The organism is Actinokineospora spheciospongiae, assembly GCF_000564855.1.
GTDB classification, from domain to species: Bacteria; Actinomycetota; Actinomycetes; order Mycobacteriales; family Pseudonocardiaceae; genus Actinokineospora; species Actinokineospora spheciospongiae.
Map to the genome: position 1 here is coordinate 1 of NZ_AYXG01000102.1, position 22,250 is coordinate 22,250.

Annotated in this window: 24 protein-coding genes; 16 read left to right on the forward strand and 8 right to left on the reverse strand. The window is 71.8% G+C overall.

Annotated elements, in window-relative coordinates:
• Positions 1 to 183: 183 nt before the first annotated feature.
• Together UO65_RS14255 and UO65_RS14260 are read right to left on the reverse strand one after the other, a co-directional pair.
• Positions 184 to 1,455, reverse strand: a complete 1,272-nt coding sequence (locus UO65_RS14255; RefSeq protein WP_052021170.1) for an MFS transporter — start codon at positions 1,453 to 1,455, stop codon at positions 184 to 186.
• Positions 1,456 to 1,541: 86 nt separating this feature from the next.
• On the reverse strand, positions 1,542 to 2,084 hold the full coding sequence (locus UO65_RS14260; protein WP_146241274.1) for a hypothetical protein: 543 nt from the start codon (positions 2,082 to 2,084) through the stop codon (positions 1,542 to 1,544).
• A 287-nt stretch (positions 2,085 to 2,371) separates the two neighbouring features.
• Here UO65_RS14260 and UO65_RS14265 point away from each other — a divergent pair, with 287 nt between their 5' ends.
• Together UO65_RS14265 and UO65_RS14270 are read left to right on the forward strand one after the other, a co-directional pair.
• Positions 2,372 to 3,025: a DUF4232 domain-containing protein gene (locus UO65_RS14265; RefSeq protein ID WP_035282860.1), complete on the forward strand. Its 654-nt coding sequence runs from the start codon at positions 2,372 to 2,374 to the stop codon at positions 3,023 to 3,025.
• 140 nt (positions 3,026 to 3,165) lie between these two features.
• The gene (locus tag UO65_RS14270) at positions 3,166 to 3,504 is read left to right on the forward strand and encodes a nucleotide pyrophosphohydrolase (RefSeq protein ID WP_035282794.1); all 339 of its coding nucleotides are present in this window, start codon (positions 3,166 to 3,168) and stop codon (positions 3,502 to 3,504) included.
• Position 3,505: 1 nt separating this feature from the next.
• On the opposite strand, the gene shbA is transcribed toward UO65_RS14270, so the two are convergent.
• From shbA to UO65_RS14285, 3 genes are all read right to left on the reverse strand, one after another.
• On the reverse strand, positions 3,506 to 4,174 hold the full coding sequence (shbA, locus tag UO65_RS14275) for an RNA polymerase sigma factor ShbA (RefSeq protein ID WP_084175569.1): 669 nt from the start codon (positions 4,172 to 4,174) through the stop codon (positions 3,506 to 3,508).
• Between the two features lie 141 nt (positions 4,175 to 4,315).
• Positions 4,316 to 4,930 carry a glucosaminidase domain-containing protein gene (locus UO65_RS14280; RefSeq protein WP_052021172.1) on the reverse strand — a complete coding sequence of 205 codons (615 nt, stop codon included), beginning with the start codon at positions 4,928 to 4,930 and terminating at the stop codon, positions 4,316 to 4,318.
• Between the two features lie 107 nt (positions 4,931 to 5,037).
• Positions 5,038 to 6,000, reverse strand: a complete 963-nt coding sequence (locus tag UO65_RS14285) for an SDR family NAD(P)-dependent oxidoreductase (protein ID WP_035282795.1) — start codon at positions 5,998 to 6,000, stop codon at positions 5,038 to 5,040.
• Positions 6,001 to 6,085: 85 nt separating this feature from the next.
• Here UO65_RS14285 and UO65_RS14290 point away from each other — a divergent pair, with 85 nt between their 5' ends.
• Positions 6,086 to 7,264: an RtcB family protein gene (locus UO65_RS14290; protein ID WP_035282797.1), complete on the forward strand. Its 1,179-nt coding sequence runs from the start codon at positions 6,086 to 6,088 to the stop codon at positions 7,262 to 7,264.
• A 42-nt stretch (positions 7,265 to 7,306) separates the two neighbouring features.
• On the opposite strand, the gene UO65_RS14295 is transcribed toward UO65_RS14290, so the two are convergent.
• A complete protein-coding gene (locus tag UO65_RS14295) occupies positions 7,307 to 7,657 on the reverse strand; it encodes a metallopeptidase family protein (RefSeq protein WP_035282799.1) in 351 nt (116 codons plus the stop codon).
• A gap of 1 nt (position 7,658) precedes the next feature.
• The gene (locus tag UO65_RS14300; RefSeq protein ID WP_233427571.1) at positions 7,659 to 8,567 is read right to left on the reverse strand and encodes a septum formation family protein; all 909 of its coding nucleotides are present in this window, start codon (positions 8,565 to 8,567) and stop codon (positions 7,659 to 7,661) included.
• A 192-nt stretch (positions 8,568 to 8,759) separates the two neighbouring features.
• Between UO65_RS14300 and UO65_RS14305 the strand changes: the two genes are divergently transcribed.
• The 6 genes from UO65_RS14305 to UO65_RS14330 all read left to right on the forward strand — a co-directional run bounded on the left by UO65_RS14305 (position 8,760) and on the right by UO65_RS14330 (position 13,259).
• Positions 8,760 to 9,410, forward strand: a complete 651-nt coding sequence (locus tag UO65_RS14305) for a hypothetical protein (protein ID WP_324608968.1) — start codon at positions 8,760 to 8,762, stop codon at positions 9,408 to 9,410.
• Position 9,411: 1 nt separating this feature from the next.
• Entirely contained in the window at positions 9,412 to 10,578 is a 1,167-nt protein-coding gene (locus tag UO65_RS14310) for a glutathionylspermidine synthase family protein (RefSeq protein ID WP_035282802.1), read from the forward strand.
• A gap of 25 nt (positions 10,579 to 10,603) precedes the next feature.
• The gene (locus UO65_RS14315; RefSeq protein ID WP_181400043.1) at positions 10,604 to 11,104 is read left to right on the forward strand and encodes a DUF350 domain-containing protein; all 501 of its coding nucleotides are present in this window, start codon (positions 10,604 to 10,606) and stop codon (positions 11,102 to 11,104) included.
• 93 nt (positions 11,105 to 11,197) lie between these two features.
• Complete coding sequence (serS, locus tag UO65_RS14320) at positions 11,198 to 12,457, forward strand: serine--tRNA ligase (RefSeq protein WP_035282804.1); 1,260 nt, start codon at positions 11,198 to 11,200, stop codon at positions 12,455 to 12,457.
• Positions 12,454 to 12,702, forward strand: a complete 249-nt coding sequence (locus UO65_RS14325; protein ID WP_035282806.1) for a hypothetical protein — start codon at positions 12,454 to 12,456, stop codon at positions 12,700 to 12,702. The genes serS and UO65_RS14325 overlap by 4 nt, the downstream gene beginning before the upstream one ends.
• Positions 12,703 to 12,758: 56 nt before the next feature.
• Entirely contained in the window at positions 12,759 to 13,259 is a 501-nt protein-coding gene (locus UO65_RS14330; RefSeq protein ID WP_035282808.1) for a hypothetical protein, read from the forward strand.
• On the opposite strand, the gene lhgO is transcribed toward UO65_RS14330, so the two are convergent.
• Positions 13,249 to 14,433 carry an L-2-hydroxyglutarate oxidase gene (gene lhgO, locus UO65_RS14335; RefSeq protein ID WP_035282810.1) on the reverse strand — a complete coding sequence of 395 codons (1,185 nt, stop codon included), beginning with the start codon at positions 14,431 to 14,433 and terminating at the stop codon, positions 13,249 to 13,251. The two genes, UO65_RS14330 and lhgO, sit on opposite strands and share 11 nt — an antisense overlap.
• Before the next feature lie 42 nt (positions 14,434 to 14,475).
• Here lhgO and UO65_RS14340 point away from each other — a divergent pair, with 42 nt between their 5' ends.
• The 7 genes from UO65_RS14340 to UO65_RS14370 all read left to right on the forward strand — a co-directional run bounded on the left by UO65_RS14340 (position 14,476) and on the right by UO65_RS14370 (position 22,206).
• Positions 14,476 to 15,783, forward strand: a complete 1,308-nt coding sequence (locus tag UO65_RS14340; protein WP_035282812.1) for a hypothetical protein — start codon at positions 14,476 to 14,478, stop codon at positions 15,781 to 15,783.
• A 79-nt stretch (positions 15,784 to 15,862) separates the two neighbouring features.
• Positions 15,863 to 16,642 (forward strand): glycosyltransferase family 2 protein, encoded by a 780-nt coding sequence (locus UO65_RS14345; RefSeq protein WP_063935940.1) that lies wholly within the window; start codon positions 15,863 to 15,865, stop codon positions 16,640 to 16,642.
• A complete protein-coding gene (locus tag UO65_RS14350) occupies positions 16,642 to 17,001 on the forward strand; it encodes a DUF2304 domain-containing protein (protein WP_035282816.1) in 360 nt (119 codons plus the stop codon). Before UO65_RS14345 ends, UO65_RS14350 begins: the two co-directional genes overlap by 1 nt.
• On the forward strand, positions 16,998 to 17,921 hold the full coding sequence (locus UO65_RS14355) for a glycosyltransferase family 2 protein (RefSeq protein ID WP_233427572.1): 924 nt from the start codon (positions 16,998 to 17,000) through the stop codon (positions 17,919 to 17,921). Before UO65_RS14350 ends, UO65_RS14355 begins: the two co-directional genes overlap by 4 nt.
• 53 nt (positions 17,922 to 17,974) lie before the next feature.
• Complete coding sequence (locus UO65_RS14360; RefSeq protein WP_233427573.1) at positions 17,975 to 18,580, forward strand: class I SAM-dependent methyltransferase; 606 nt, start codon at positions 17,975 to 17,977, stop codon at positions 18,578 to 18,580.
• Positions 18,581 to 18,709: 129 nt separating this feature from the next.
• Positions 18,710 to 20,017, forward strand: coding sequence for a hypothetical protein (locus tag UO65_RS33335; RefSeq protein WP_152552100.1), 1,308 nt, complete (start codon positions 18,710 to 18,712; stop codon positions 20,015 to 20,017).
• 236 nt (positions 20,018 to 20,253) lie between these two features.
• Entirely contained in the window at positions 20,254 to 22,206 is a 1,953-nt protein-coding gene (locus tag UO65_RS14370; RefSeq protein WP_035282820.1) for a DUF6541 family protein, read from the forward strand.
• Positions 22,207 to 22,250 lie beyond the last annotated feature (44 nt).

Here is a 22,250-nt window from a genome sequence, read left to right on the forward strand (position 1 = left end):
CCACCCGGTCGCACTGGAGCACATGATCGCCATAGGGGCCCCGGCCAAACACATTCACCCAGCCGGGCACACCCACAAAACGACCGGGCTTTGCAGGAGACGGCCGAGCCGAGCACATTCACCCAGCCGGGCACCACCCGCAAAAGACCGGGCTTTGACAGGCGACAGCCACACGACCCCGCCCTAGGACTCCACCTCGGAGGACTCCGCGGGAACCGCCGCCGGTTCGGCGCCCAGCGTGTCTACCTCGGCACCGTGCCGCGACATCGTCCACCAGACGACCGCGGCCAGCGCCAACTGCAACGCGCCGGACACCACGAACACCCCGGGTGTCCCGATGCCGCGGGCCAGCAGACCGCCCAGCAGCGCCCCGATCGGGATGCCGCCCCACACCGCTGTCCGCCACACCCCGAGCACCCGGCCGAACAGGTGCTCCGGGACCAGCGCGTGCCGCAGGGTGCCCAGGATGACGTTGACCACGACCACCGCCGCGGCGAACAGCCCGAACAGCAGGCTGGCGGTGATCGGGTCGCGGACCAGCCCCATGCCGAGGAACCCCAGCCCGCACGCCGCGACCGAGACCACCAGCACCAGCCTGCGCGGCAGTACCCGGCTCAGCCGGGGCGCCGCTGCCGCGCCGAGCAGCCCGCCGACGCCGCCGACCAGGGCGAACAGGCCGAATGCCGCCTCGTCGAGCCCCAGGTCCTGCAGGGCGTAGAGCACCAGCAGCGCCTGCGCCAGTTCCGAGGTCAGCGCCAGCCCGAGGGCGATGAACACCAGCCGCACCATCAGCGGCCGGGTCCGCACCCACCGCAGGCCCTCGCCCAGCTGTTCGCGCAGGCGGGGCGCCGGGCCGGTGGTGGCGGGCCGGTAGCGGCCGCGCAGGGCCACCAGCAGGAGCGCGGCGACCACGAAACCGGCGGTGTTGAGCAGGAACGGCAGCGCGGCGAACAGGGCGAAGGTGATGCTGCCCAGCGGCCCGCCGAGGAACGTCTGGCCGACGATCTCCACCGACTGGAGCTTGCCGTTGGCCGATTCCAGCCCGTCGCGGTCCACGACGGCGGGGACGAGGGCCTGCGCGGCGCTGTCGGCGATGGTCTCCACCGAGCCCAGCACCAGCGCCACGACGTAGAGCAGCCAGATCGACGCCGAGTCCAGCAGCACCAGCGCGGTCAGGCCGCCGACGATCACCGCCCGGGCGGCGTTGGCCAGCAGCACCGCCCGGCGCCGGTCGACCCGGTCGATCAGCGCGCCGCTGAGCAGGGCGAACAGCAGCCAGGGCAGGAACGAGGTGGCGGACAGGCCCGCGATCAGGACCGGGTCGCGGGTGACGCTGGCGCCCAGCAGCGGGAAGGCGACCTTGCCGATGCCGTCACCGAGGTTCGACAGCGCGCTGGAGCCCAGCAGCCACCGCAACCTGTGGTCGGCTCGTGAGCGCGCACCCCCACTCCCCATGCCGTGACGCTACTGGCCCGCCGCGGCGGTGAACCAGCCCCAGATCGGGCGGTTCCGTTCCCATCCCGGAACTGGGAAAAACCCGCTCACCCGCACACGACGTCCAGGTCGAGCCTGCCCGCGGCGCCGAACCCGGTGGTGACGCGCAGCCGGGGCGCGGCCACGGTGTAGTCGCCGGGTCGCAGGTCGGCGCCGAAGTCCAGCTCACCGTCCTTGACCGCCAGCGATGACCGGCCGCCGAGCCGCACCAGCACCGCCGCGCCGCCGGTGGAGGTCACCGCCACCTCGGTGCCGGTGGCGTCCGGTGAGCAGCGCCCGCGCACGTCGGAGGTCAGTTCCCCCTCGCCGGGGACGCGCACCGCCAACGTCCCCACCGCCGCCCCGTCGAGCCGGTCCAGGTCCGTCACCGACCCGGGGAGCACGGTGCCCGCGATCGGCGTCCGGACCGGTGCGGGCGGGGCGTCGGTGGGCGCCGGGTCGGCGGTGGTCCCCGGGAGCTCGGCGCCCGCGGCGCAACCCGCGGCGAGCAGCAGGGCCGCGGCGAGGGTGAGCCGGATCACCGGCGCGACGCGGGTCGTGCCGACCCCGCTCAGCCCGGGGGCGGGCAGCTTCTTCTGCACAGTGGGCACTCCGTCGTCCGCGGCGCTGGTCGAGCACCGGACCGCCCGCCGGACGCGCGTCGGTCCCGGGCGGCGGTGTGGTCGCAGGAGGCTGGCACAGGCCCGGCCGGGCGGCGAGCCGGTGGCGCGGAGGTGCCCGGTTTGTCATGTTGCTGATTAGCCGGTTGTGGGTATCTCTGGTTAAGAGACAACCTTTCGGGGGGCGTGCGCGTCCACTGAGTGGACCATCCAGCTAGTCCGGGGTACGTCTGGAGGCGAGATCTGCTGTGCACGCTCACACGTTCGGGCGAAAGTTCTTGATCACGACCGGAATCCTGGTCGCCGCCGCCACCGCGGGGTGCGGAGCCGCGGCCGACAACGCGGGCTCCGCCGCGCCGACGCCGTCGATCACATCCGTGGACCAACCCATCACCAGCACCGCCACGCTCGCCGCGCCGCCGCCGACCGCGCCGCCCACCGCCGCCCAGCCGCCCGCCGCGGCCCAGCCCACCCGGGCGGCCAGCGAAGCCGAGGCCGCCGACGGCGCCGCGGGGTCGAACGACTGCAAGGCCGCGGACCTGGCGCTGTCCATCCGCGACGGTGAGGGCGCCGCGGGCACCGTCTACCGGACGCTGGTCTTCACCAACTCCGGCAGCCGCACCTGCACCATGCAGGGCTTCCCCGGCGTCTCCTACGTCACCGGCGACGACGGCCACCAGGTCGGCCCGGCCGCCTACCGGGACGGCACCAAGGGCGCGCCGGTCACCATGGCGCCCGGGGTGTCGTCCTCGACGACCATCGGCTTCGTGAACGTGCAGAACTTCGACCCGGCGGCCTGCCAGCCGACCGAGACCCGGGGCCTGCGCGTCTACCCGCCGCACGACACCGCGTCGATGTTCCTGCCGCTGCCCGGCACCGGCTGCTCGGCCACCCCGCCCGGCAACCAGCTCACCGTCAAGACCGTCAGCTAGGCGACCCGACCGGTCTGCCACACCCGGCAGACCGGTCGGCGCACGTCGTCCTGTTCGGCTGATCGACCCCACCCGGGCAGGCACTCCGGGGGTGGTCACCGGTTTCAAGGCCCGCGGCGCCCACCGACATACTCGGTGCCGTGACTCTCGAAGAGCTCTCCGCCCGCCAGCGCGCCTTCTCCGAAGCCAGGGCCTGGGGTCCCTGGCACACCCCCAAGAACCTGGTCATGGCCCTCACCGGCGAGGTGGGCGAGCTGACCGAGCTGTTCCAGTGGCTCACCCCGGAGGAGGCCGCCACCGCCGCCGAGGACCCCGCCCTCCGCCCCAGGATCGACGACGAACTGGCCGACGTCCTGCTCTACCTCGTCCGCCTCGCCGACGTCCTCGGCGTCGACCTCATCGAGGCCGCCAACGCCAAGATCGACCGCAACGAGACCCGCTTCCCACCGGGTGTCGGCCGCACCGCCCTGGAGAAGTAGCTCAGGCGCGGGCGAGGGTCTTGCGGAGGCGGTTGAGGGCGCGGTGCTGGGCGACGCGGATCGCCTCGGCGGTGGTGCCGATGACGTCGGCGGTTTCCTGGGCGGACATGCCCATGACCACGCGCATGACGAGGATGTCGCGCTGGCGCTCGGTGAGGCTGCGCAGGAGGACGCCGGTCTGCTCGACCAGTTCGTGGCGCAGGGTGACCTGCTCCGGGCCGTCTTCGGTGGACGGGACGTCGGGGGCGTCGGCGATGGGGTCGGACTTGTCGCGGGTGTTGGCGCGGTGGACGTCGGCGACCTTGTGCGCGGCGATGCCGTAGACGAAGGACAGGAACGGGCGGCCGAGCTGCTGGTAGGTGGGCAGGGCGCGGAACACCGCCAGGCACACCTCCTGGGCGACGTCGTCGGCGCCGCTGACCGAGCGGGGCATCCTGCCCAGCTTGGCGCGGCAGTAGCGCACGACGAGCGGCCGGAGGAAGCGCAGCAGGCCGTCGACCGCGGTGGTCTCGCCCCGGATCGCGGCGGCGACCACCTCGTCGAGGTTGTCCCGCTCGACCGGGGCCGGGGGGCGGCGGACCGGCAGCACGACCTCGGTCGGCGACGTGACCGCGGTCAGCGACGCTTCGAGGGCGGCGAGCTCCTCGTCCAGCGCAATCGTGCCCAACATCGCGTTCCTCCCACGCCGAGGTGATCTCTCACCCGTTGTAGAGCGCGGGGCGTGGCGCGAAATACAGGACGTTGGGCTCTATTTTCACGCCAAAGGACTAATCGTGGCCGATACGGGAACGCATTGCGATCGGGTGATCACTCACGGCTGCGGGGCGTCGAACCGGTAGAGGTCGTTGTCCTGCATCAGCTTGATGACCTTGTCGGCGTAGCTGGGGTCGGTCGCGTACTTCTTGGCGACCTCGGTGACGAATGCGTTCGCGTCACCCGCGAGGGGGAGCGCGGCGGCGTAGTGGTCACTGGTGGTGATCAGGCGGCCGTAGTCGCGGAACGAGGCGGTCATGGACTCGTACGTGCGGAAGGACGCCGTCGTCGGGTGGCACTCCGGGGTGCACTCGGTGGTGGGGTACTCGTGGCAGCCGTTCGCCACCGGGCCGGGGCCCGCGCTGGTGCACTTGAAGCCGAAGTAGTTGCGGTCCTGCACGGCGAGCCTGCTCCGGCCCCAGGCCGATTCGAGGATGGACTGCGCCGCGGTCACCGACGCCGGGATCTTGAACTCCGCGGCGATCGCCCGCGCCGCCGGTTCGGCCGCCTTCAGGTACCCCGGATCGGGTGCGGCGGCGACCGCCGCGGCCCGGACCTGGTCCTGGTCCACCACGTCCCCGTCGGTGGCCGCCGCGGGGACCGCGAGCACGGCCGCGGCCAGCAATCCCAGCAGCGCTCCGGTCGTGCGTCTGACCCGGGTTCCGATGTGCATGATCGCTCCCTCCGCTCGTTGTCCTACGAGCGTCGGCGCAGGTCAGGCGGGTCGCAACCGGTGGTAACCCGATGCGGTGAGAACTGATTGGATGCGGGAACAACCGGTTAAACCATAAGGCTGGTCTCCGCCTCGCACAGCTCCCACAGCGCCCGCCGGGCCGCTGGGTCGTCGTGCTGCCAGGGGGCGAAGTGGGTGGGCCGGACCCGGCGGTCGTGCCAGAAGCCCCCGGTCTCCCGGTGCGCCCGCGGGGCGGCGGCGAGCCACACGACCGTGTCCGCCCCCTGCTCGGGGGTGCGCAGCAGCGGGCCCATCACCCTGGTGAACCCGGGCAGCGACGAGGTCACCCCCGGGGTGTCGGCCCAGCCGGGGTGGGTGCTGTGCACGACCACGCCGTCCGCCGCCAACTCCGCCGCCCACAGCTCGGCCAGCACGACCTGCGCCCGCTTGGTCCTGGCGTAGGCCTTCGTGCCGGAGTAGTCGCCCCGCCGGTACTGCGGGTCCTCCGGGTGCAGTGCCGCCGCGTACATCCCGCCGGAGGTCACGAACACCACCCGGCCCTTCGCCGCCGCCAGCGCCGGGCGCAGCAGGCCGGTGAGCAGGTGCGGGCCGAGCACGTGCGTGGCCAGGGCGACCTCGTTGCCCTCGGCGGTCTCCCGGCGCTCCGGCGGCAGCGTGCCCGCGTTGTGGACGAGCACGTCCAGGCTGCCGTGCGCGGCGCTGAACCGCTCGGCGAACGCGCGCACCGAACCCAGGTCCGACACGTCGCACTCGTGCAGCTCCAGGTGGGCACCGGGCACCCGCTCGGCCACCTCCAGCCGCGCCCGCTCGCCCTTGACCGCGTCCCGCACCAGCATGTGCACCGTGGCGCCCAGTTCGGCCAGACCGGCCACCGCCGCCTTGCCGAGACCGGAGTTGGCCCCGGTGACCAGCGCCGAGCAGCCGTCCAGGGCGTCCGGTTCCGGGTCGGCGGGCCAGAAGCGGCTGCGCACGCGGTAGCCGATCTTCGTGTACCCGGGCACGACGGTCCGGTCCAGCACGGTGTCCAGGATGTCGGTCGCCTTGCGCATGGCGTCGACGCTAGTGCGCCACCGGGCGCCGCGCCTGTCGAGAAACCGTTCGCCCACCAGCGGAACCGCTGCCTATCCTCGCCGCATGGCAGCGACCACGATTCCCGGGCAGCACGTCGACATCCGCCTGTGGGCCCGACCGGAGGCGGTCGAGGACCTGGCGATGCGGCAGTTGCAGAACATCGCCGCACTGCCGTGGGCGTACAAGCACGTCGCCGTCATGCCCGACGTCCACTACGGCAAGGGCGCCACGGTCGGCTCCGTCATCGCCATGCGCGGTGCCGTCTCGCCCGCCGCGGTCGGTGTGGACATCGGCTGCGGCATGTCCGCGGTCCGCACCTCCCTCACCGCCGCCGACCTGCCCGCCGACCTGTCCCGGCTGCGCTCGCGCATCGAGGCGAAGGTCCCGGTGGGCTTCGGGATGCACAAGGACGAGGCCTTCGGCGACCGCGACGGCGGCGGCTGGGCGGACTTCTGGCACCGCTTCGACGCGCTGACCCCGTTGGTGCGCAAGGAAAGCGGGCGCGCGCTCAAGCAGATGGGCACCCTCGGCGGCGGCAACCACTTCATCGAGGTCTGCCTCGACGAGGACGGCCGGGTCTGGCTGATGCTGCACTCCGGGTCCCGGGGGATCGGGAACCTGTTGGCGCAGCACCACATCGAGGTCGCCCGCGGGCTCGCGCACAACGCGGCGCTGCCCGACCCGGACCTCGCCGTGTTCATCGCCGACACCCCGCAGATGGCCGCCTACCGGCACGACCTGTACTGGGCGCAGGAGTACGCCCGCCGCAACCGCGCGGTGATGATGCGCCTGGTCTGCGACGTGGTGCGCCGCGAGTTCCCGGCGGTCCGGTTCGAGGACCCGATCTCGGTGCACCACAACTACGTCGCCGAGGAGACCCACTTCGGCGAGGAGGTCCTGGTCACCCGCAAGGGCGCCATCCGCGCGGGCCGCGGCGACCTCGGGATCATCCCGGGGTCGATGGGCACCGGCTCCTACATCGTCCGCGGGCTGGGGAACCCGGACTCGTTCGAGTCGGCGTCGCACGGCGCTGGGCGGCGGATGTCGCGGAACAAGGCGCGCAAGCAGTTCACGCCGGATGACCTGGCCGAGCAGACGGCTGGGGTGGAGTGCCGGAAGGATTCCGGTGTGGTGGACGAGATCCCGGCCGCCTACAAGAACATCGACGACGTGATCGCCGAGCAGAGCGACCTGGTGGAAGTGGTCGCGAAGCTCAAGCAGGTGGTCTGCGTCAAGGGGTGACCCGCCTTGGGCGCCCGTCCCGCCCGGGGCGGGCGCCCCGGGTCAGCCCCAGCCGAGTTCGTGCAGGGTTTCCTCGTCCACGCCGAAGTGGTGGGCGATCTCGTGGACCACGGTGACCGCCACCTCGTCGACCACGTCGTCCTCTGAGTCGCAGATGTCGAGGATGGCTTCTCGGTAGATGAAGATGCGGTCGGGGAGGTGGCCGCCGTAGTCGGAGAGGCGTTCGGTCAGGGCGATGCCGTGGTAGAGGCCGAGGAGGGTGGGGTCTTCCCGGTCGCGGTCTTCGACCAGGACGACGACGTTGTCCATGGCCTTGGCGAAATCCGCCGGGATGAGGTCGAGGGCGTCGGCCACCAGTTCCTCGAACCGCAGGCGCGTCATCTCGATCGGCACGTCAGCCGCCGGGAGGGGGCTCGGTGGTCGAGGTGGGGGCGGTGGTGGAGGGGGCCGGGACGTCCGCGCCGCGCACGCTGTTGGTGATCGGGGCGAGCCCGCCGCCGCCGGGGAGCTTCGCGCCGACCTTGCAGTCGACCTTGCGGGAGCCCGCCGCCCAGCTCTCGGGCTTGAGGGTGTCGGAGTAGAGGGTCAGCTTCTTCGCGGCCAGGTCGGCCCCGCCGGTGTAGGCCGCGCTGACCTGGTTGCACAGCTCGACGGCCTTCTCGGTCTGCTGGTCCTCGGTCGGGTAGTCGGCCGGGAACGCCGCGGCCAGGTCGACGTTGCCGACGATCTCGAACGCGTGCTCCTCGGCGCAGTCGATCGGGTCGCCGATCTTCTGGTCCACCAGGGCCAGGCAGGTGCCGGGGGTGTGCACGTCGGACTGGTCGCTGCGGGCGGCGGTGCCCTCGTTGGGGGTCAGCGCACCGGACGGGGCGACGGTCTGCACGCCGCAGCGCAACTTCCGGTCACCGTCCGCCCACTGGGTGTCACTGGGCTTGAGCGCGTTCACCGTGTACTTCCCGAACGGGTCCAGCTTGCCGCCCAGGTAGGTGGTGGCGCCGGGGGTGCACTTGGTCTCGGCGATCTCCTGCCAGGTCGCCGTGTCCGGCACCGGGGCGTTCTCCGGGTGGTCGGCGGTGATGTCGACCGTGCTGGTCACCTCGAACAGGTGCGGCCGGGCGCAGTCGACGATCTTGATGTCCTGCCCGTCCGGGGGCGTCCAGTCCAGGCAGCTACCGGTCGGCGCCTCGAACGCGGCCTCGCGCTCCTGCTCCGCCGCGGTCACCCCGCCGCCGGTCGCGACCGGCCAGGAGAACAGCATGCTCAGGACCAGGAGCAGCAGCGAACCGGCCAGGGCCCCGACCATCAGCAGCCGAGTCCTCGCCGTTTTGTCATCCGACCGAAACCAGTCGCCGCTCGCGAGCATCACACCCATGATGCCGTGTCCGGCCCCCGGACGCGGTCACCGACCCCGGGAGAAGGCGAATCAGGTTGCGATCGGGACAATCATCCGACGTCAGCGGGCTCGGGTCGGTACTCTTCGCGCCGGGAGTGGTTCATGACTGACAACGACAAGCCAGACAACTCGGGCACGCCGCAGGGCTCCACGCCGGAGCGGGCGAATCCCGAGGTCAACGACGGTTCCGCCCGGCCGGGGCAGCAGGCGGGGCCGCCGCCGGTGCCCGGGCGAAAGCGGGGCAGCGTCAACTTCCAGGACGCCTCGACCACGGCGCCGCGCGAGCCCACCCTGGGCGAGCAGCGCGCCCGCCGCGACGCGCTGCGCCGCGAGCGGGAGGCGGAGCTGGCCGAGTACGAGGAGGCCGAGCGCAAGCGCAAGCTGCGCAAGCGCGTCCTCATCGGCGCGGGCGTCACCGTCGGCGTGGTGGCCGTGGTCGCGGTCATCTACGCGGCGGCCACCCCGGACGAGGTGACCGCCACCTGCACGTCCAACGGTGTGGTCGTCGACGACGACTACTGCGACCCCGCCTACGCCTCCGCCCACAACGGGTACTCCAGCGGCGGCTTCATCTACATCGGCGGCAGCTCCTACCGGTACAACTACGGCGGCACCGGCAGGGTCGGCCAACCGGTCAGCGGCGGCAGCTACACCGCGCCCTCGGGCAACACGTCGGTGAAGACCGCCTCCGGCAAGTCGGTGCAGCGCGGCGGCCTCGGGGTCGGCGGCAGCGGGAAGAGTTCGGGTAGCTGAGGTGCGCAGAGAACGCTCCACCCCCCGCCCGGACTGGCGCGAGAAGATCGAGTCGCAGGGCCTGGTCTTCGGCAGCCCCGCCCGCTACGGCGGCGGCGGCCAGCGCCCGTACTGGGACGAGTCGGTCCACTACGTGTTCGACATGGACGAGGTCCTGTCCATCGAGGCCGACGTGGAACTGCTGCACTCGATGTGCCTGGAGGCCGTCGACAACATCGTGCTGACCGAGCGCTACCGCGACTTCGGCATCCCGGAGTGGACCTGGCCGAAGATCGCAGAGTCCTGGAAGCGCGCCGACCCGCACGTCTACGGCCGCTTCGACCTGCGCTATGACGGTTCCGGCCCGGCCAGGCTGCTGGAGTACAACGCCGACACCCCCACCTCCCTGCTGGAGGCGGCGATCGTGCAGTGGTACTGGAAGACCGACGTGTACCCCGACGACGACCAGTGGAACTCCATCCACGAGAAGCTCGTCGAGCGCTGGGCCGAGGTGGCCGACAAGCTGCCGTCGAACGAGCTGCACTTCACCTGGTCGCAGTCGGACCCCAGCGGTGAGGACCACATCACCACCGCCTACCTGCAGGAGACCGCCGCCGAGGCGGGCATGGACACCATCGGCCTGGCCATCGAGGAGATCGGCTGGGACCCGGTGCTGCTGCGGTTCGTCGACCTGCGCGAGGCGCCGATGAACACGGTGATGAAGTTGTACCCGTGGGAGTGGATCGTCGACGAGGAGTTCGGCAAGCGGGTCGCGGAGTCGCAGCCGAAGACGCTCTGGGTCGAGCCGCTGTGGAAGATGCTGCTGTCGAACAAAGCGATCCTCGCGGTGCTGTGGGAGATGTACCCCGGGCACCCGAACCTGCTCCCGGCGTTCCTCGACCAGCCCGGCCTGCTCACCGAGTACGTGCGCAAGCCCCGGCTGGGCCGCGAGGGCGCCAACATCCAGATCGTGGCCCCCGGCTACGAGACCCAGACCAGCGGTGTCTACGGCCAGGAGGGGTACGTCTACCAGGCCTTCGACCCGCTGCCGGACTTCGACGGGTACCGGCCCGCGCTCGGGGCCTGGATCGTCGGCGACCACGCGGCGGGCCTGGGCATCCGGGAGACCGCGGGCCTGGTGACCGACGACGGCGCGGCATTCGTCCCGCACCGGATTCCCCAGGCATGACCAGTAGGAAGCTCATGGAGGACGTGTGACCATTCACCTCGCCGCGGTGTCGAACATCGCCCTGCCCGACGGTTTCGGCTCCAGCCTGGGCAGAGGCATCGGCGCGATCGTCCTCTACGCGATCGTGGGCCTGGTGCTCATGCTGCTCGGGTTCTACGCCATCGACTGGACCACCCCGGGCAAGCTGTCCGCCCTGGTCCGCGACGGCAGGCCGAACGCCGTCATCGTCACCGCGTCCGGAATGCTGTCGATGGCGTTCATCATCGTGGTCGCCATCCTGTTCTCCTCCAGCGACCTGACCGCGGGCTTGATCACCTCGGTGGTCTACGGCCTGGTCGGCATCGTCGCCCAGGTCCTGGCGGTGCGGACCCTGGAGTGGGTGACCAAGCTCGACGTCGGCGCCACCATCGAGGAGACCAGGTTCGCGCCCGCCAGCGTCGTCGTCGCCGCGGTGCACCTGGCCCTGGGCATGATCGTCGCGGTGGCCATCTCCGACTTCGGTGCCCTGATCAGCGCCAACACCTGATCCGCTGTGCACGGGGGGCCGGGAGCGACGCGCTCCCGGCCCCCCGTGCTATCCGGTCGAAGCTCCCCGGTGCGGCGGGCTAGGCTCGTCCGCGTGATTGACCTCAAGGTTCTGCGCGAAGACCCGGAGATCGCGCGCGCCTCGCAGCGGGCGCGCGGGGAGGACCCGGCGGCGATCGACGCGCTGCTGGCCGTCGACGAGCGGCGGCGGTCCGCGATCTCCCGCGCGGACAACCTGCGGGCGGAGCAGAAGCTCTTCGGCAAGCAGGTGGGCAGGGCCAGGGGCGAGGAGCGCGAGGCGCTGCTGGCCAAGGGCAAGGAGATCTCCGCCGAGGTCAAGGCCGCCGAGGCCGAGCAGGGCGAGGCGGCCAGGGCCTTCGACGCGGCGCACCGGGCGCTGCCGAACCTGGTGGACCCGGCCGCCCCCGTCGGCGGCGAGGACGACTACACCGTCCTGGAGCACGTCGGCACCCCCCGCGAGTTCGACTTCGAACCGCTCGACCACCTGGACCTGGGCCTCAAGCTGGGCGCGCTCGACATGGAGCGCGGCGCCAAGGTGTCCGGCTCGCGGTTCTACTTCCTCACCGGGGTGGGCGCCCAGTTGCAGCTCGCCCTGCTGAACATGGCCGCCGCGCAGGCGACCGCGGCCGGGTTCACCCTGATGGTGCCCCCGGTGCTGGTGCGCCCGGAGATCATGGCGGGCACCGGCTTCCTCGGCGCGCACGAGGACGAGATCTACCGCCTCAAGGAGGACGACCTCTTCCTGGTCGGCACCTCGGAGGTGGCCCTGGCCGGCTACCACGCCGACGAGATCATCGACCTGACCGGCGGCCCCAGGCGCTACGCGGGCTGGTCGACCTGCTTCCGCCGCGAGGCGGGCTCCTACGGCAAGGACACCCGCGGCATCATCCGGGTCCACCAGTTCGACAAGATCGAGATGTTCTCCTACTGCCGCCCCGAGGACGCCGACGCCGAGCACCAGCGCCTCCTGACCTGGGAGAAGGAGATGCTGGCGAAGATCGAGGTCCCCTACCGGGTCATCGACACCGCCACCGGCGACCTGGGCACCAGCGCCGCCCGCAAGTTCGACTGCGAGGCGTGGGTGCCGACGCAGCAGGCCTACCGCGAACTGACCTCGACCTCCAACTGCACCACCTTCCAGGCCCGCCGCCTGTCGGTGCGCTACCGGGACGACAACGGCAAGCCGCAGACCGCCGCCACCCTCAACGGCACCCTGGCCACCACCCGCTGGATCGTGGCCATCCTGGAGAACCACCAGAACGCCGACGGCTCGGTCACCGTCCCCGCCGCGCTGCGCCCGTTCCTCGGCCTGGACGTCCTCCAGCCCAGGTGACCCCACTCGCCCGCCGCCTCGCCGTCAAGTTCGGCCGACTGGTCCTCGACCGGAGTTCGCTGGACTCCATCCGGGAAGACCTGGAAGCGGAGCTGGCGGCCGGTGTCGACCGCCAACTGCTGATCGACGTCCACATGGAACTCCTGCGCGGATTCCAGCGCGACGGCGACGAAGAAGCGCACGACCTGACGGCGGAAGCACTCGACGTCCTCACCGACTGGGTCGGCGCCCACTACCGGATCTGACCCGGTCAGGATGTCGTCCTCGCCGACCACGGGCACCAGCTTCACCAGGGGGTGGCTTGAACGAAACGCCGAGGTTCGGGGCGGCGAGCCTGTTGTCGCTGGCCGCGGAGGAGGACGCGGGCGACTGGGTCCGCCGCGCGCAGATCGAGTCCGGACGCATGTCCTGGACCCTGGGGCCGGTCGCGGACCTGTTCTGGATGCTGGTCGAGGAAGCCCGGCCCCTCTTGGTGGACTTGGTCCACGAGGAAGTGACCTACGCGGCCGACCACGGTGGGTTCCTGGCGCCGATCAGCGAAATGAGCCTCGCAGGCCGCGTCTTCTTCGATCTGGTGGTGCCCGACCTCAGGTCGGGTGCCCTTCCCGGTGGAGTCGCTTTTCGTTGCCTGGCGATCTGGGAACTCGTGCTCAGGGAGAGCAAGGACCGGTTGTGGCTGGACGTCATCCTCTCGGAAGTGCTTGAGCCGTTGAGCAGATCTGGTTTGCAGGAGAAAGCGGAAGCGCTGCACCCCCGGTTGTGGATCACCGTGGACGAGTGCGATCGGCGGCTCAACCCCTGAGCTGGTCGGCGATGTGCCTGCCGATCTCCAGGGCGCAGGTCGCCGCGGGGGAGGGGGCGTTGAGGACGTGGACCTGGTTCGGGGCCTCCTCGATGAGGAAGTCCTGGAGCAGGGTCCCGTCCGGCAGCAGCGCCTGCGCCCGCACCCCCGCCCCCGACGGCACGATGTCGTCCTCCCCGACCGCGGGCACCAGTTTCGCCAGGGAAGCGGCGAAGCGGCGGCGCGACAGCGAGCGCAGCACCTCGTCCACCCCGGTCGGGTACGCGTACTTGCGGGCCAGGGCCCAGGTGCCGGGGAAGCGGACCGTCTCCGCGACGTCCGCGGCCGACACGTCCCGCCACCGGTAGCCCTCGCGCTTCAATGCCAGCACCGCGTTGGGTCCGGCGTGCACGCTGCCGTCGAGCATCCGCGTCAGGTGCACGCCCAGGAACGGCAGCGTCGCGTCCGGCACCGGGTAGATGAGCCCCCGCACCAGCGACGCGCGGGACGGCTTCAGTTCGTAGTACTCCCCGCGGAACGGGACGATCCGCGCACGCGGCCGCAGTCCCGCCATCCGGGCGATCCGGTCGCTGTGCAGGCCCGCGCAGTTCACCAGCGTGGACGCGCGCAGCACCTCCGTCCCCGTGGCCACCTCGACCCCGCCCGCCGAGCCCGCGCGGATGCCCAGGACCGGGGTGGACAGGCGCAGGTCCGCCCCCGCCCGTTCCAGCTCGCCGACCATGGCGGCGCAGACGGCCGGGAAGTCGATGATGCCGGTGCTGTCCACCCGCAGCGCCGCCACGCAGGCGACCTCCGGTTCGTGCTCGCGGGCCTCCGCCGCCGAGATCACCCGAACCGGAACGCCGTTGGCCTCGGCCCGCTCCGCGAGCACCCGCAGCGCGGGCAGTTGGGACTCCTCGGTGGCCACGACGAGCTTGCCGCACCGCTGGAACGGCACGCCGTGCTCGCGGGCGTACTCGGCCATCGACCTGTTGCCCGCCACCGACATGCGGGCCTTCACCGAACCGGGCGCGTAGTACAGCCCGGCGTGCACGACGTTGGAGTTGTGCCCGGTCTGGTGGGCGGCCCAGCGCGGTTCCTTCTCCAGCACGGTCACCGAACGGCCACGCGCGGTCAGCTCCCTGGCCGTCGCCAACCCGAGGATTCCGCCACCGACCACCAGCACATCTCGCACCCGGGCAGTTTAGGTGCTGCCCGCGTTCTCTACGGTTGCCCGGTGGCGCGACTCAAGAACCTCTTCGGCCCGGCCGTGCTGATGGCGGCGGGCCTGGGCGTCGTCGGCGTCGCCGGGTACGGGTTCATCGGCCTGACCGGGCACACCCTGCCCGCCGCCGACGCGGCGGCCCTGGCCAGCCTGTACCTGCTGGTCAACATCATCGGCCCCGGGCTGTTCGTGGCGCTGGAGCAGGAGACCAGCCGGGCCACCAGCGCCCGGCTGGCGGTCGGCGGCGAGCTGCGGCCGGTGGTCCGGCACGCGCTGCTGCACGGCCTGATCATGCTCGTGGCCGTCCTCGCGCTGCTGGGGGCGATCTCCCCGGTGCTCACGGCGCGGGCGCTCGGCGGGCAGTGGGGGCTCTTCGCGGCGGTGGTGCTCAGCGTGGTCACCTCCGCCGGGGTCTACCTGGTGCGCGGCCTGCTCGGCGGCAGGCAGCGGTTCCACGGCTACGCGGCCACCCTCGGCGTCGAGGGGGTCGCCCGGTTGCTGCCGTGCGCGGTGATCGCCGTCAGCGGCCCCGACGGGGTGCTCTACGCGCTCGCGTTCGCCGCCGGTTCGGGGTTCGGCGCGCTGGCCGGCCTGCCCGGGCTGCGGGCCAGGACCGTCGTCGACGTCCACCTCCCCGGTGAGGGCGGTGAACCGGAGGCGAGCACGTTCGGCAGCATGGGGCGGGGGCTGCTGCTGCTGGTCGTCGGCACGCTGCTGATGCAGCTCGTGGCGAACCTGGCACCCATCGTCGTCACCTCCCGCCTGGTGTCCGACCCGACCACCGCCCAGGCGTTCGCCTCGGCGTTCGTGCTGGTCCGGGTGCCGCTGTTCCTGTTCGCGCCGGTGCAGGCGATGCTGCTGCCCGGCATCACCCGGGCCGCCACCACCGGTGACACCGCCACCGTGTGGGCCCGGCTGCGGCTGGTCCTGCTGGCGGTCGCGGGCATCGGCGTGCCCGCCGCGGTCCTCTCCTTCACCGTGGGGCCACTGGCGGCGCGGGTGTTCTTCGGCGCCGAGGTGGACCTGGCGGGCGCGGTCGTCGGCCTGCTCGGCGTCGGCACGATCGCGCTGATGGTCGCCCAGGTCCTGCAACCCGGCCTGGTCGCCTTCGGCAGGCACCGGTACGTCACCGCCGCCTGGGTGCTGGGCGCGGTCGTGCTGGTCGGGCTGCTGTTCCTGCCCGGGGACCCGTTGCGCGCGGCCATCGCCGCCCAGCTCGCGGCCTCGGTCGCGGTGGTGGTGGTCATGGCCGTCGGGCTGTTCCGCGCGATCCGGGGCGGCACCCTCGCCACCCCGCCCGCGGTGCCCGTCGGCGGCTGAGCCGCCATACCCGAGGGGCTCCCGGACCGGACCGAGGGTCCGCGCCGCGCTGGGTGGGCGTCCCATTACCCTGCAACGCGTGTCCGAGACAGTCGTGCCGGCTTCCGTCCGCGCACTCATCGTCGTCCCCGCGTGGAACGAGGAGCAGTCCGTCGGCGAGACCGTGCGCGAGATCCGCTCGGCCGTGCCGAGCATCCCCGTGCTCGTCGTCAGCGACGGCTCCACCGACCGCACCGTCGAGCAGGCCAGGGCCGCGGGCGCGCTGGTCCTGGAGCTGCCCTACAACCTCGGTGTCGGCGGTGCCATGCGGGCGGGCTTCCGCTACGCCGTGCGCCACGGCTTCACCGCCGCCATCCAGGTCGACGCGGACGGCCAGCACAACCCGGCCGAGGTGCCGCAGCTCCTGACCGGGCTGGCCGAGGCCGACATCGTCATCGGTGCCCGGTTCGCCCAGGACGACGAGTACCGCGTGCGCGGCCCGCGCCGGTGGGCGATGGTCGTGCTGGCGAAGGTGCTGTCCTGGCTGGCCAAGACCAAGCTGACCGACGCCACCTCCGGCTTCAAGGTCACCGGCGGCCGGGCGCTGCCGCTGTTCGCCGAGCACTACCCGGTGGAGTACCTCGGCGACACGATCGAATCGATGGTGATCGCGCTGCGCTCCGGCTGCACCGTCACCCAGCTCCCCGTGCGCATGCGCCCGCGCCGCGGCGGCAACCCCAGCCACCGCCCGTTCAAGTCGGCGATCTACCTGTTCCGCGCCTTCTTCGCGCTGCTGCTGGCGCTGATCCGGCGCTGGGACGTCTCGGTCAACACCGTTCCGCTGCCGACGCCGGTGGCCAGCGAAGGCGGGGTCGCCTGATGAGCAGCACCTACGTGATCGGCCTGATCGGCAGCGTGCTGGTGCTCGCGGGCATCGTGGAGATGCTGCGCAGGCGCCAGCTCAGCGAGAAGTACGCCGTGCTGTGGCTGGTGGTCGGCCTGCTGCTGCTGGTCTTCACCATCTTCCCCGGCACGCTGTCGTCGATCGCCGCGCTGATCGGGGTCGCGATCCCGACCAACCTGCTGTTCTTCGTCGGGCTGATCTTCCTGACCGGCGTCGGCCTGCACCTGTCCTGGGAGCTGTCGCGGCTGGAGGACGAGACGCGCAAGCTCGCCGAGGACCTGGCCATCCTGCGGCTCGACGTCGAGCAGCAGCGCCAGGACCGGATCGAACCGTGACCGGCTCGGCGAGCCCGGTGATCGGCAGCCCGATGATCGACATCGTGATGCCGTACTACGGCGACGTGGCCCTCATGCAGGCCGCCGTGCGCAGCGTGCTGGCCCAGGACGACCCGAACTGGCGGCTGACCGTCGTCGACGACGGCACCGCAGAGGGCGTGCCGGAGTGGTTCGCGGGCCTCGGCGACGACCGGGTGCGCTACCAGCGCAACGAGGTCAACCTGGGTGTCACCGGCAACTTCAACAAGTGCCTGGCCCTGGCCGAGCACGAGCGCGTGGTCATCCTCGGCTGCGACGACCTGCTGCTGCCCAACTACGTCGGCCTGGTCCGCGCCGTGCACGCCGAACACCCGGGCGCGGGCATCATCCAGCCCGGCGTGCGGGTCATCGACGGCTCCGGGGCGGAGATCCGCACCCTGGTCGACGAGGCCAAGCGCCGGGTCTACGCGCCCAAGGTGCGCGGGCGCCTCCTGCTCAGCGGCGAGGACCTCGCGGTCAGCCTGCTGCGCGGGGACTGGCTGTACTTCCCGTCGCTGTGCTGGAAGACCGAGGCCATCCAGGCGGTCGGCTTCCCCGAGCACCTCAAGGTCATCCAGGACCTGGCGCTGCTGGTGGAGCTGGTGCGCCGCGGCGAGAGCCTGGTCGTGGACGAGACCACCGCCTTCTGCTACCGCAGGCACGCGAGCAGCGAGTCGTCGTGGTCGGCCGCCGACGGCTCCCGGTTCACCGAGGCGGGCCGGTTCTTCACCGACACCGCCGACCGGATGGCCGAGCACGGCTGGCCGAGGGCGGCCGGGGTGGCCCGCAGGCACGTGTCGTCGCGGATCTTCGCCCTGACGATGCTGCCGCAGGCCCTGCGCCAGCGGGCCGGTGTCGGCCCGCTCACCAGGCACGTCTTCGGGTCCGGCCGCCGCCCCTGAACGATCCGAGGGGCGGTGTGACCCCCTTCTCAGCATCGGCTACCGTTTTGCGGGTGGCATCCCCGGAATCGACTGACGGCCAGGAGTACACCGACCGCCTGGCGCGGCTCGAAGGTCCCCGCTGGAAGCAGGTCCTGGACGTCCAGGCCCCCTACCGCTGGAACGTGCGGCGCCTGTTCGGCGAACGGGAAGTGCTCGACGTCGGCTGCGGCATCGGCCGCAACCTCGGGCACCTCGCGCCGCACGGCGTCGGCGTCGACCACAACGAGCACTCGGTGCAGGTGTGCCGCGACCGCGGCCTGACCGCGTTCACCACCGCCGAGTTCTTCGACACCGAGTACGCGACCAAGGGCCGCTACGGCGGGATGCTGGCCGCACACCTGGTCGAGCACATGCCCAGGGAGCAGGCGGTGGAGGTGCTGCGCGGCTACCTGCCCTACCTCGCCCCCGGCGCGAAGGTCGTGCTGATCTGCCCGCAGGAGAAGGGCTACACCACCGACAGCACGCACGTGGCGTTCACCGACTTCGACGGCCTCGCCGACGTCGCGACGCAGCTCGGCCTCGACGTCGACCGCCGCATCTCCTTCCCGCTGCCGCGCGCGGCGGGCAAGGTGTTCCCGTACAACGAGTTCGTGCTCGTGGCGACCACACCGCACTGACCCGCGACCCGGCGAAAAAAAACCGGTTCGAAAGAAGTAGCGCCGGACCCCCTCCACTCGATACGAAGACCGCGGCAGGAATGAGCCTGCCGCACTGGGGCTTCATCAAGTGAACAACTGGGGTACTTCTTGCGAATCACAACAGCAGCGGTCCGCCGCGCCCTGACGGCGGCCACCGCCTCGGTGGCACTGGCGGCCCTCGTCGCGCCCGGCACGGCAGCCGCGGGACCGCGCAGCTCCGCCGACCCGACTCCGCCGACGGCGCAGGGGCGCTCCGCCGACGCGGACCCCGCCGAGGCACCCGAGATGGCCGACGTGGCCGCGCGGGCCGCCGCCGGTGACGGCGCGACCTTCACCCCGATCAACCCGGTCCGGGTGCTCGACACCCGGGAGGCCATCGGCGTCCCCGGCCACGTGCCGGTCGGTCCCGGCGGCACGGTCACGCTCAACCTGAGCAACGCGGTCCCCGCCAACGCGATCTCCGTGGTGCTGAACGTGACCGGCGTGACGGGCAACTCCGGCACCTACATCACGGCCTACCCGGCGGGTTACGACAGGCCGGACTCGTCGAACGTGAACCTGGTCCCGAACTCCGCCCGGTCCAACGCCGTGACGGTGCTGCTGGGTTCGACGGGCGCGGTCAACCTCTTCAACTTCCTCGGCGACACCCACATCGTCGCTGACCTGGCCGGGTACTACCAGTACGGCTCCGGGTCGCTGTACAACGCGAAGACCCCGCTGCGCATCCTCGACACCCGCAACAACGGCGGTCCGATCGGCCAGCGCGGCACCCGCGCGCTGCGCGTGCGCGACTTCGTCCCCGCCACCGCCGACGCCGTGGTGCTCAACCTGACCGGTGTCACCCCGACGATCGGCACCTACGTCACCGCCTACCCGGGCGGCGCCGCGAAGCCGGAGGTGTCCAGCCTCAACCTGGTCCCCGGGCAGGTGGCGCCGAACCTGGTGACGGTGCCGATCGGCAAGGACGGCAACGTCAACCTGTACAACCACAACGGTTCCGTGCACCTGGTCGCCGACCTGGCCGGGTACTACGACACCCAGTCCGGTGCGGAGTTCTACCCGAGCGACCCGTTCCGGCTGGTCGACACCCGGACCGATCCCGACCTGGGGCTCGTCGGCCCCGACGAGTACGTGTACTTCCCGCTCGGCGACGTCTTCGGCGGCTTCACCGCGATGATGTTCAACCTGACCGGCACCGAGCCGTCCGCGGGGACCTACCTGACCGCGTACCCGCTGAACCGGGGCATCCCGTTCGCGTCGAACCTGAACCTCGCACCGGGTGAGACGGCGGCGAACCTGACCATCACGGCGTTCGACAGCGACACCACCATCGCCGTGTCCAACCGCTACGGCTACTCCCACATGCTCTGGGACTTCGCGGGCGCCTTCGGCCCGATCGTCTCCGCGAGCAGTTGATCACCCCGCCCGGGCGACCGGGCTGAGCGCACGGGCCAGGCCCGGGACCACCGAGTCCCGGGCCTGGCTCGTTCCGGTGATCCACTATGGTGCGGCCGGGCGCGGCCCCCGCGCGAGCCGAACCCGTGCCCCACGGGCACCGGCGGCCCACGCGCGAACTAGCCTGAGGCCCGCCCGCCACCAACCAGGAGCGACCCCGGACCACGTGCGGAGCGGGGCTCTGGAGGATGACAACGATGACCGGAACGCACCTGCTCTCGATCGGCGTCCTGGGGGCACTGCTGCTCCTCCCGGGTCTGCTCGTGGGCCTGGCGGCGGGCTTGCGCGGGTGGGTGCTGTTCGGTGCCGCCCCGGTGGCCACCTACGGCGTCATCGGCGTCTTCTCGCCCTACTTCCCCGGACTGCTGCCGCGCTGGTCGGTGTGGGCGCTGCTGCTGGGCACGGTGATCGCGGCGGCCCTGCTCCTGGCCGTGCGCTGGGCGGCCCACCGCTGGTACGGCCGGTTCCAGGAGCCGATCGTGATGCCCTCGGTGTGGCGCTGGCAGCACCACGTGGCCGTGGCCGCGGCGGTGGCCGTGGCCGCGGGCGTCGGCCTGCTGGTCACCTACCGGGCCACCGGCGCGTTCACCGGAATCCACCAGTTCTGGGACGCGATGTTCCACGTCAACGCCACCCGCTTCATCGCCGACTCCGGGCAGTCGGCACCGGGCGCGCTGCGGGTCATCAACGCACCGGACAACCCGGACTTCTACTACCCGAACGCCTACCACGTGCTCCAGGCGACCGTGGTCCAGATCACCGGCCAGCCCATCCCGGACACGCTGAACATCGGCGGCGGCGCCTTCGCGGCCACCCTGTCGCTCGGGATGGCCGCCCTGGTGCGGGTGACCAGCGGGCGGCCCGCCCTGGCCACGACGACGGCGCTGGTCTCCTGCGCGGTGTCCTCCTTCCCCGCCGGGCTCCAGTTCTTCGGTCCGCTGTGGCCGTTCGCCGCGGGCATCACGGTCATCCCGTCGTTCCTGGCGCTGTTCACCGTCGCCGTCCGCAGCCGCGCGCTGAGCGCGCTGGTGCTGACCGCGCTCGGCACGATCGGGTTGGCCGCCCTGCACCCGAGCGCCGCCATCGCCGCCGCCGTCTACGGCGTCGGCTTCCTGCTGTTCCGCTGGGTCGCGGCGCGCAAGGTGCCGCTGCGCGAACTCGGCGCGCTGGCCATCACCGGTGCCGTCGCCGCGGTCTACGTGCTGCCGCAGTTGGTCGCCGCCGCCCGGTCGGCGGGCAACGCCACGGTGTCCTGGCCGACCGTCGCCGCCCCCGGACCGGCCTTCGGCGGCGTGTTCTTCCTGAACTTCGACGTGCCGTACCCGCAGTGGTGGCTGGTGCTGCCGATGCTGGTCGGCCTGTTCTCGGTCAAGAAGCTGGTCGGGCTGCGCTGGATGCTGTTCGGCGGCGCGTTCTTCACCCTGCTGTTCGTGGTCGCGGCCAGCTACAAGGGCTTCCTCGTCCGGCTGCTGACCGACCCGTGGTGGAACGACGTGTGGCGCTTCGCCGGGCTCGTCGCGCTCGCCCAGGTCGTCCTGATCGGCTCCGGGCTGGTCGTCATCCGCGACGCCGCCCTGCGCGGGCTGTCCGGGTTCCGCGCCGGGCTCGCCGACGCGCGCGGTGTCCGGGTCGGCGCGCTGGCCGTCGTCGTGCTGCTGCTGGTCGTGCTCACCCAGGGGTTCTACCGCGACCTCAACCGCAAGGTCATCAACGCCGCCTACGGCAACGGGCCCACGGTCAGCGAGCTGGAGCGCGCGGCCATGGACGAACTGCGGACCGAGGTCCCACCGGGCGAGCTGGTGATGAACGACCCGCTCGACGGCTCGCCGTGGATGTGGGCCCTCAACGGCGTCCGACCGGTGTTCGGCCACGCGCTCGACCCGGCGGCCGACTTCAAGGTCATCGGGCCGGACCGGGTCGCGCTGTTCGACCACTTCGACGAACTCGACACCGACGAGGGCATCCAGGACATCGTCCGGCGCCAGCGCATCACCCACGTCTACATCGGCGAGGGCTTCGCCACCCCGACCAGCGAGCGCGCCCCCGGGATGGACGACCTGGCCTCGGTCCGGTCGCTGGAACTGGTCTTCTCGAACCCGGGCGCGCGGATCTACCGGGTGGTGCTGCCCGACGGGACCACCCCCGGGTGATCGACAGTCACGCCACCCCCGGGTGGGTGAAGGCTCGCGGGTAG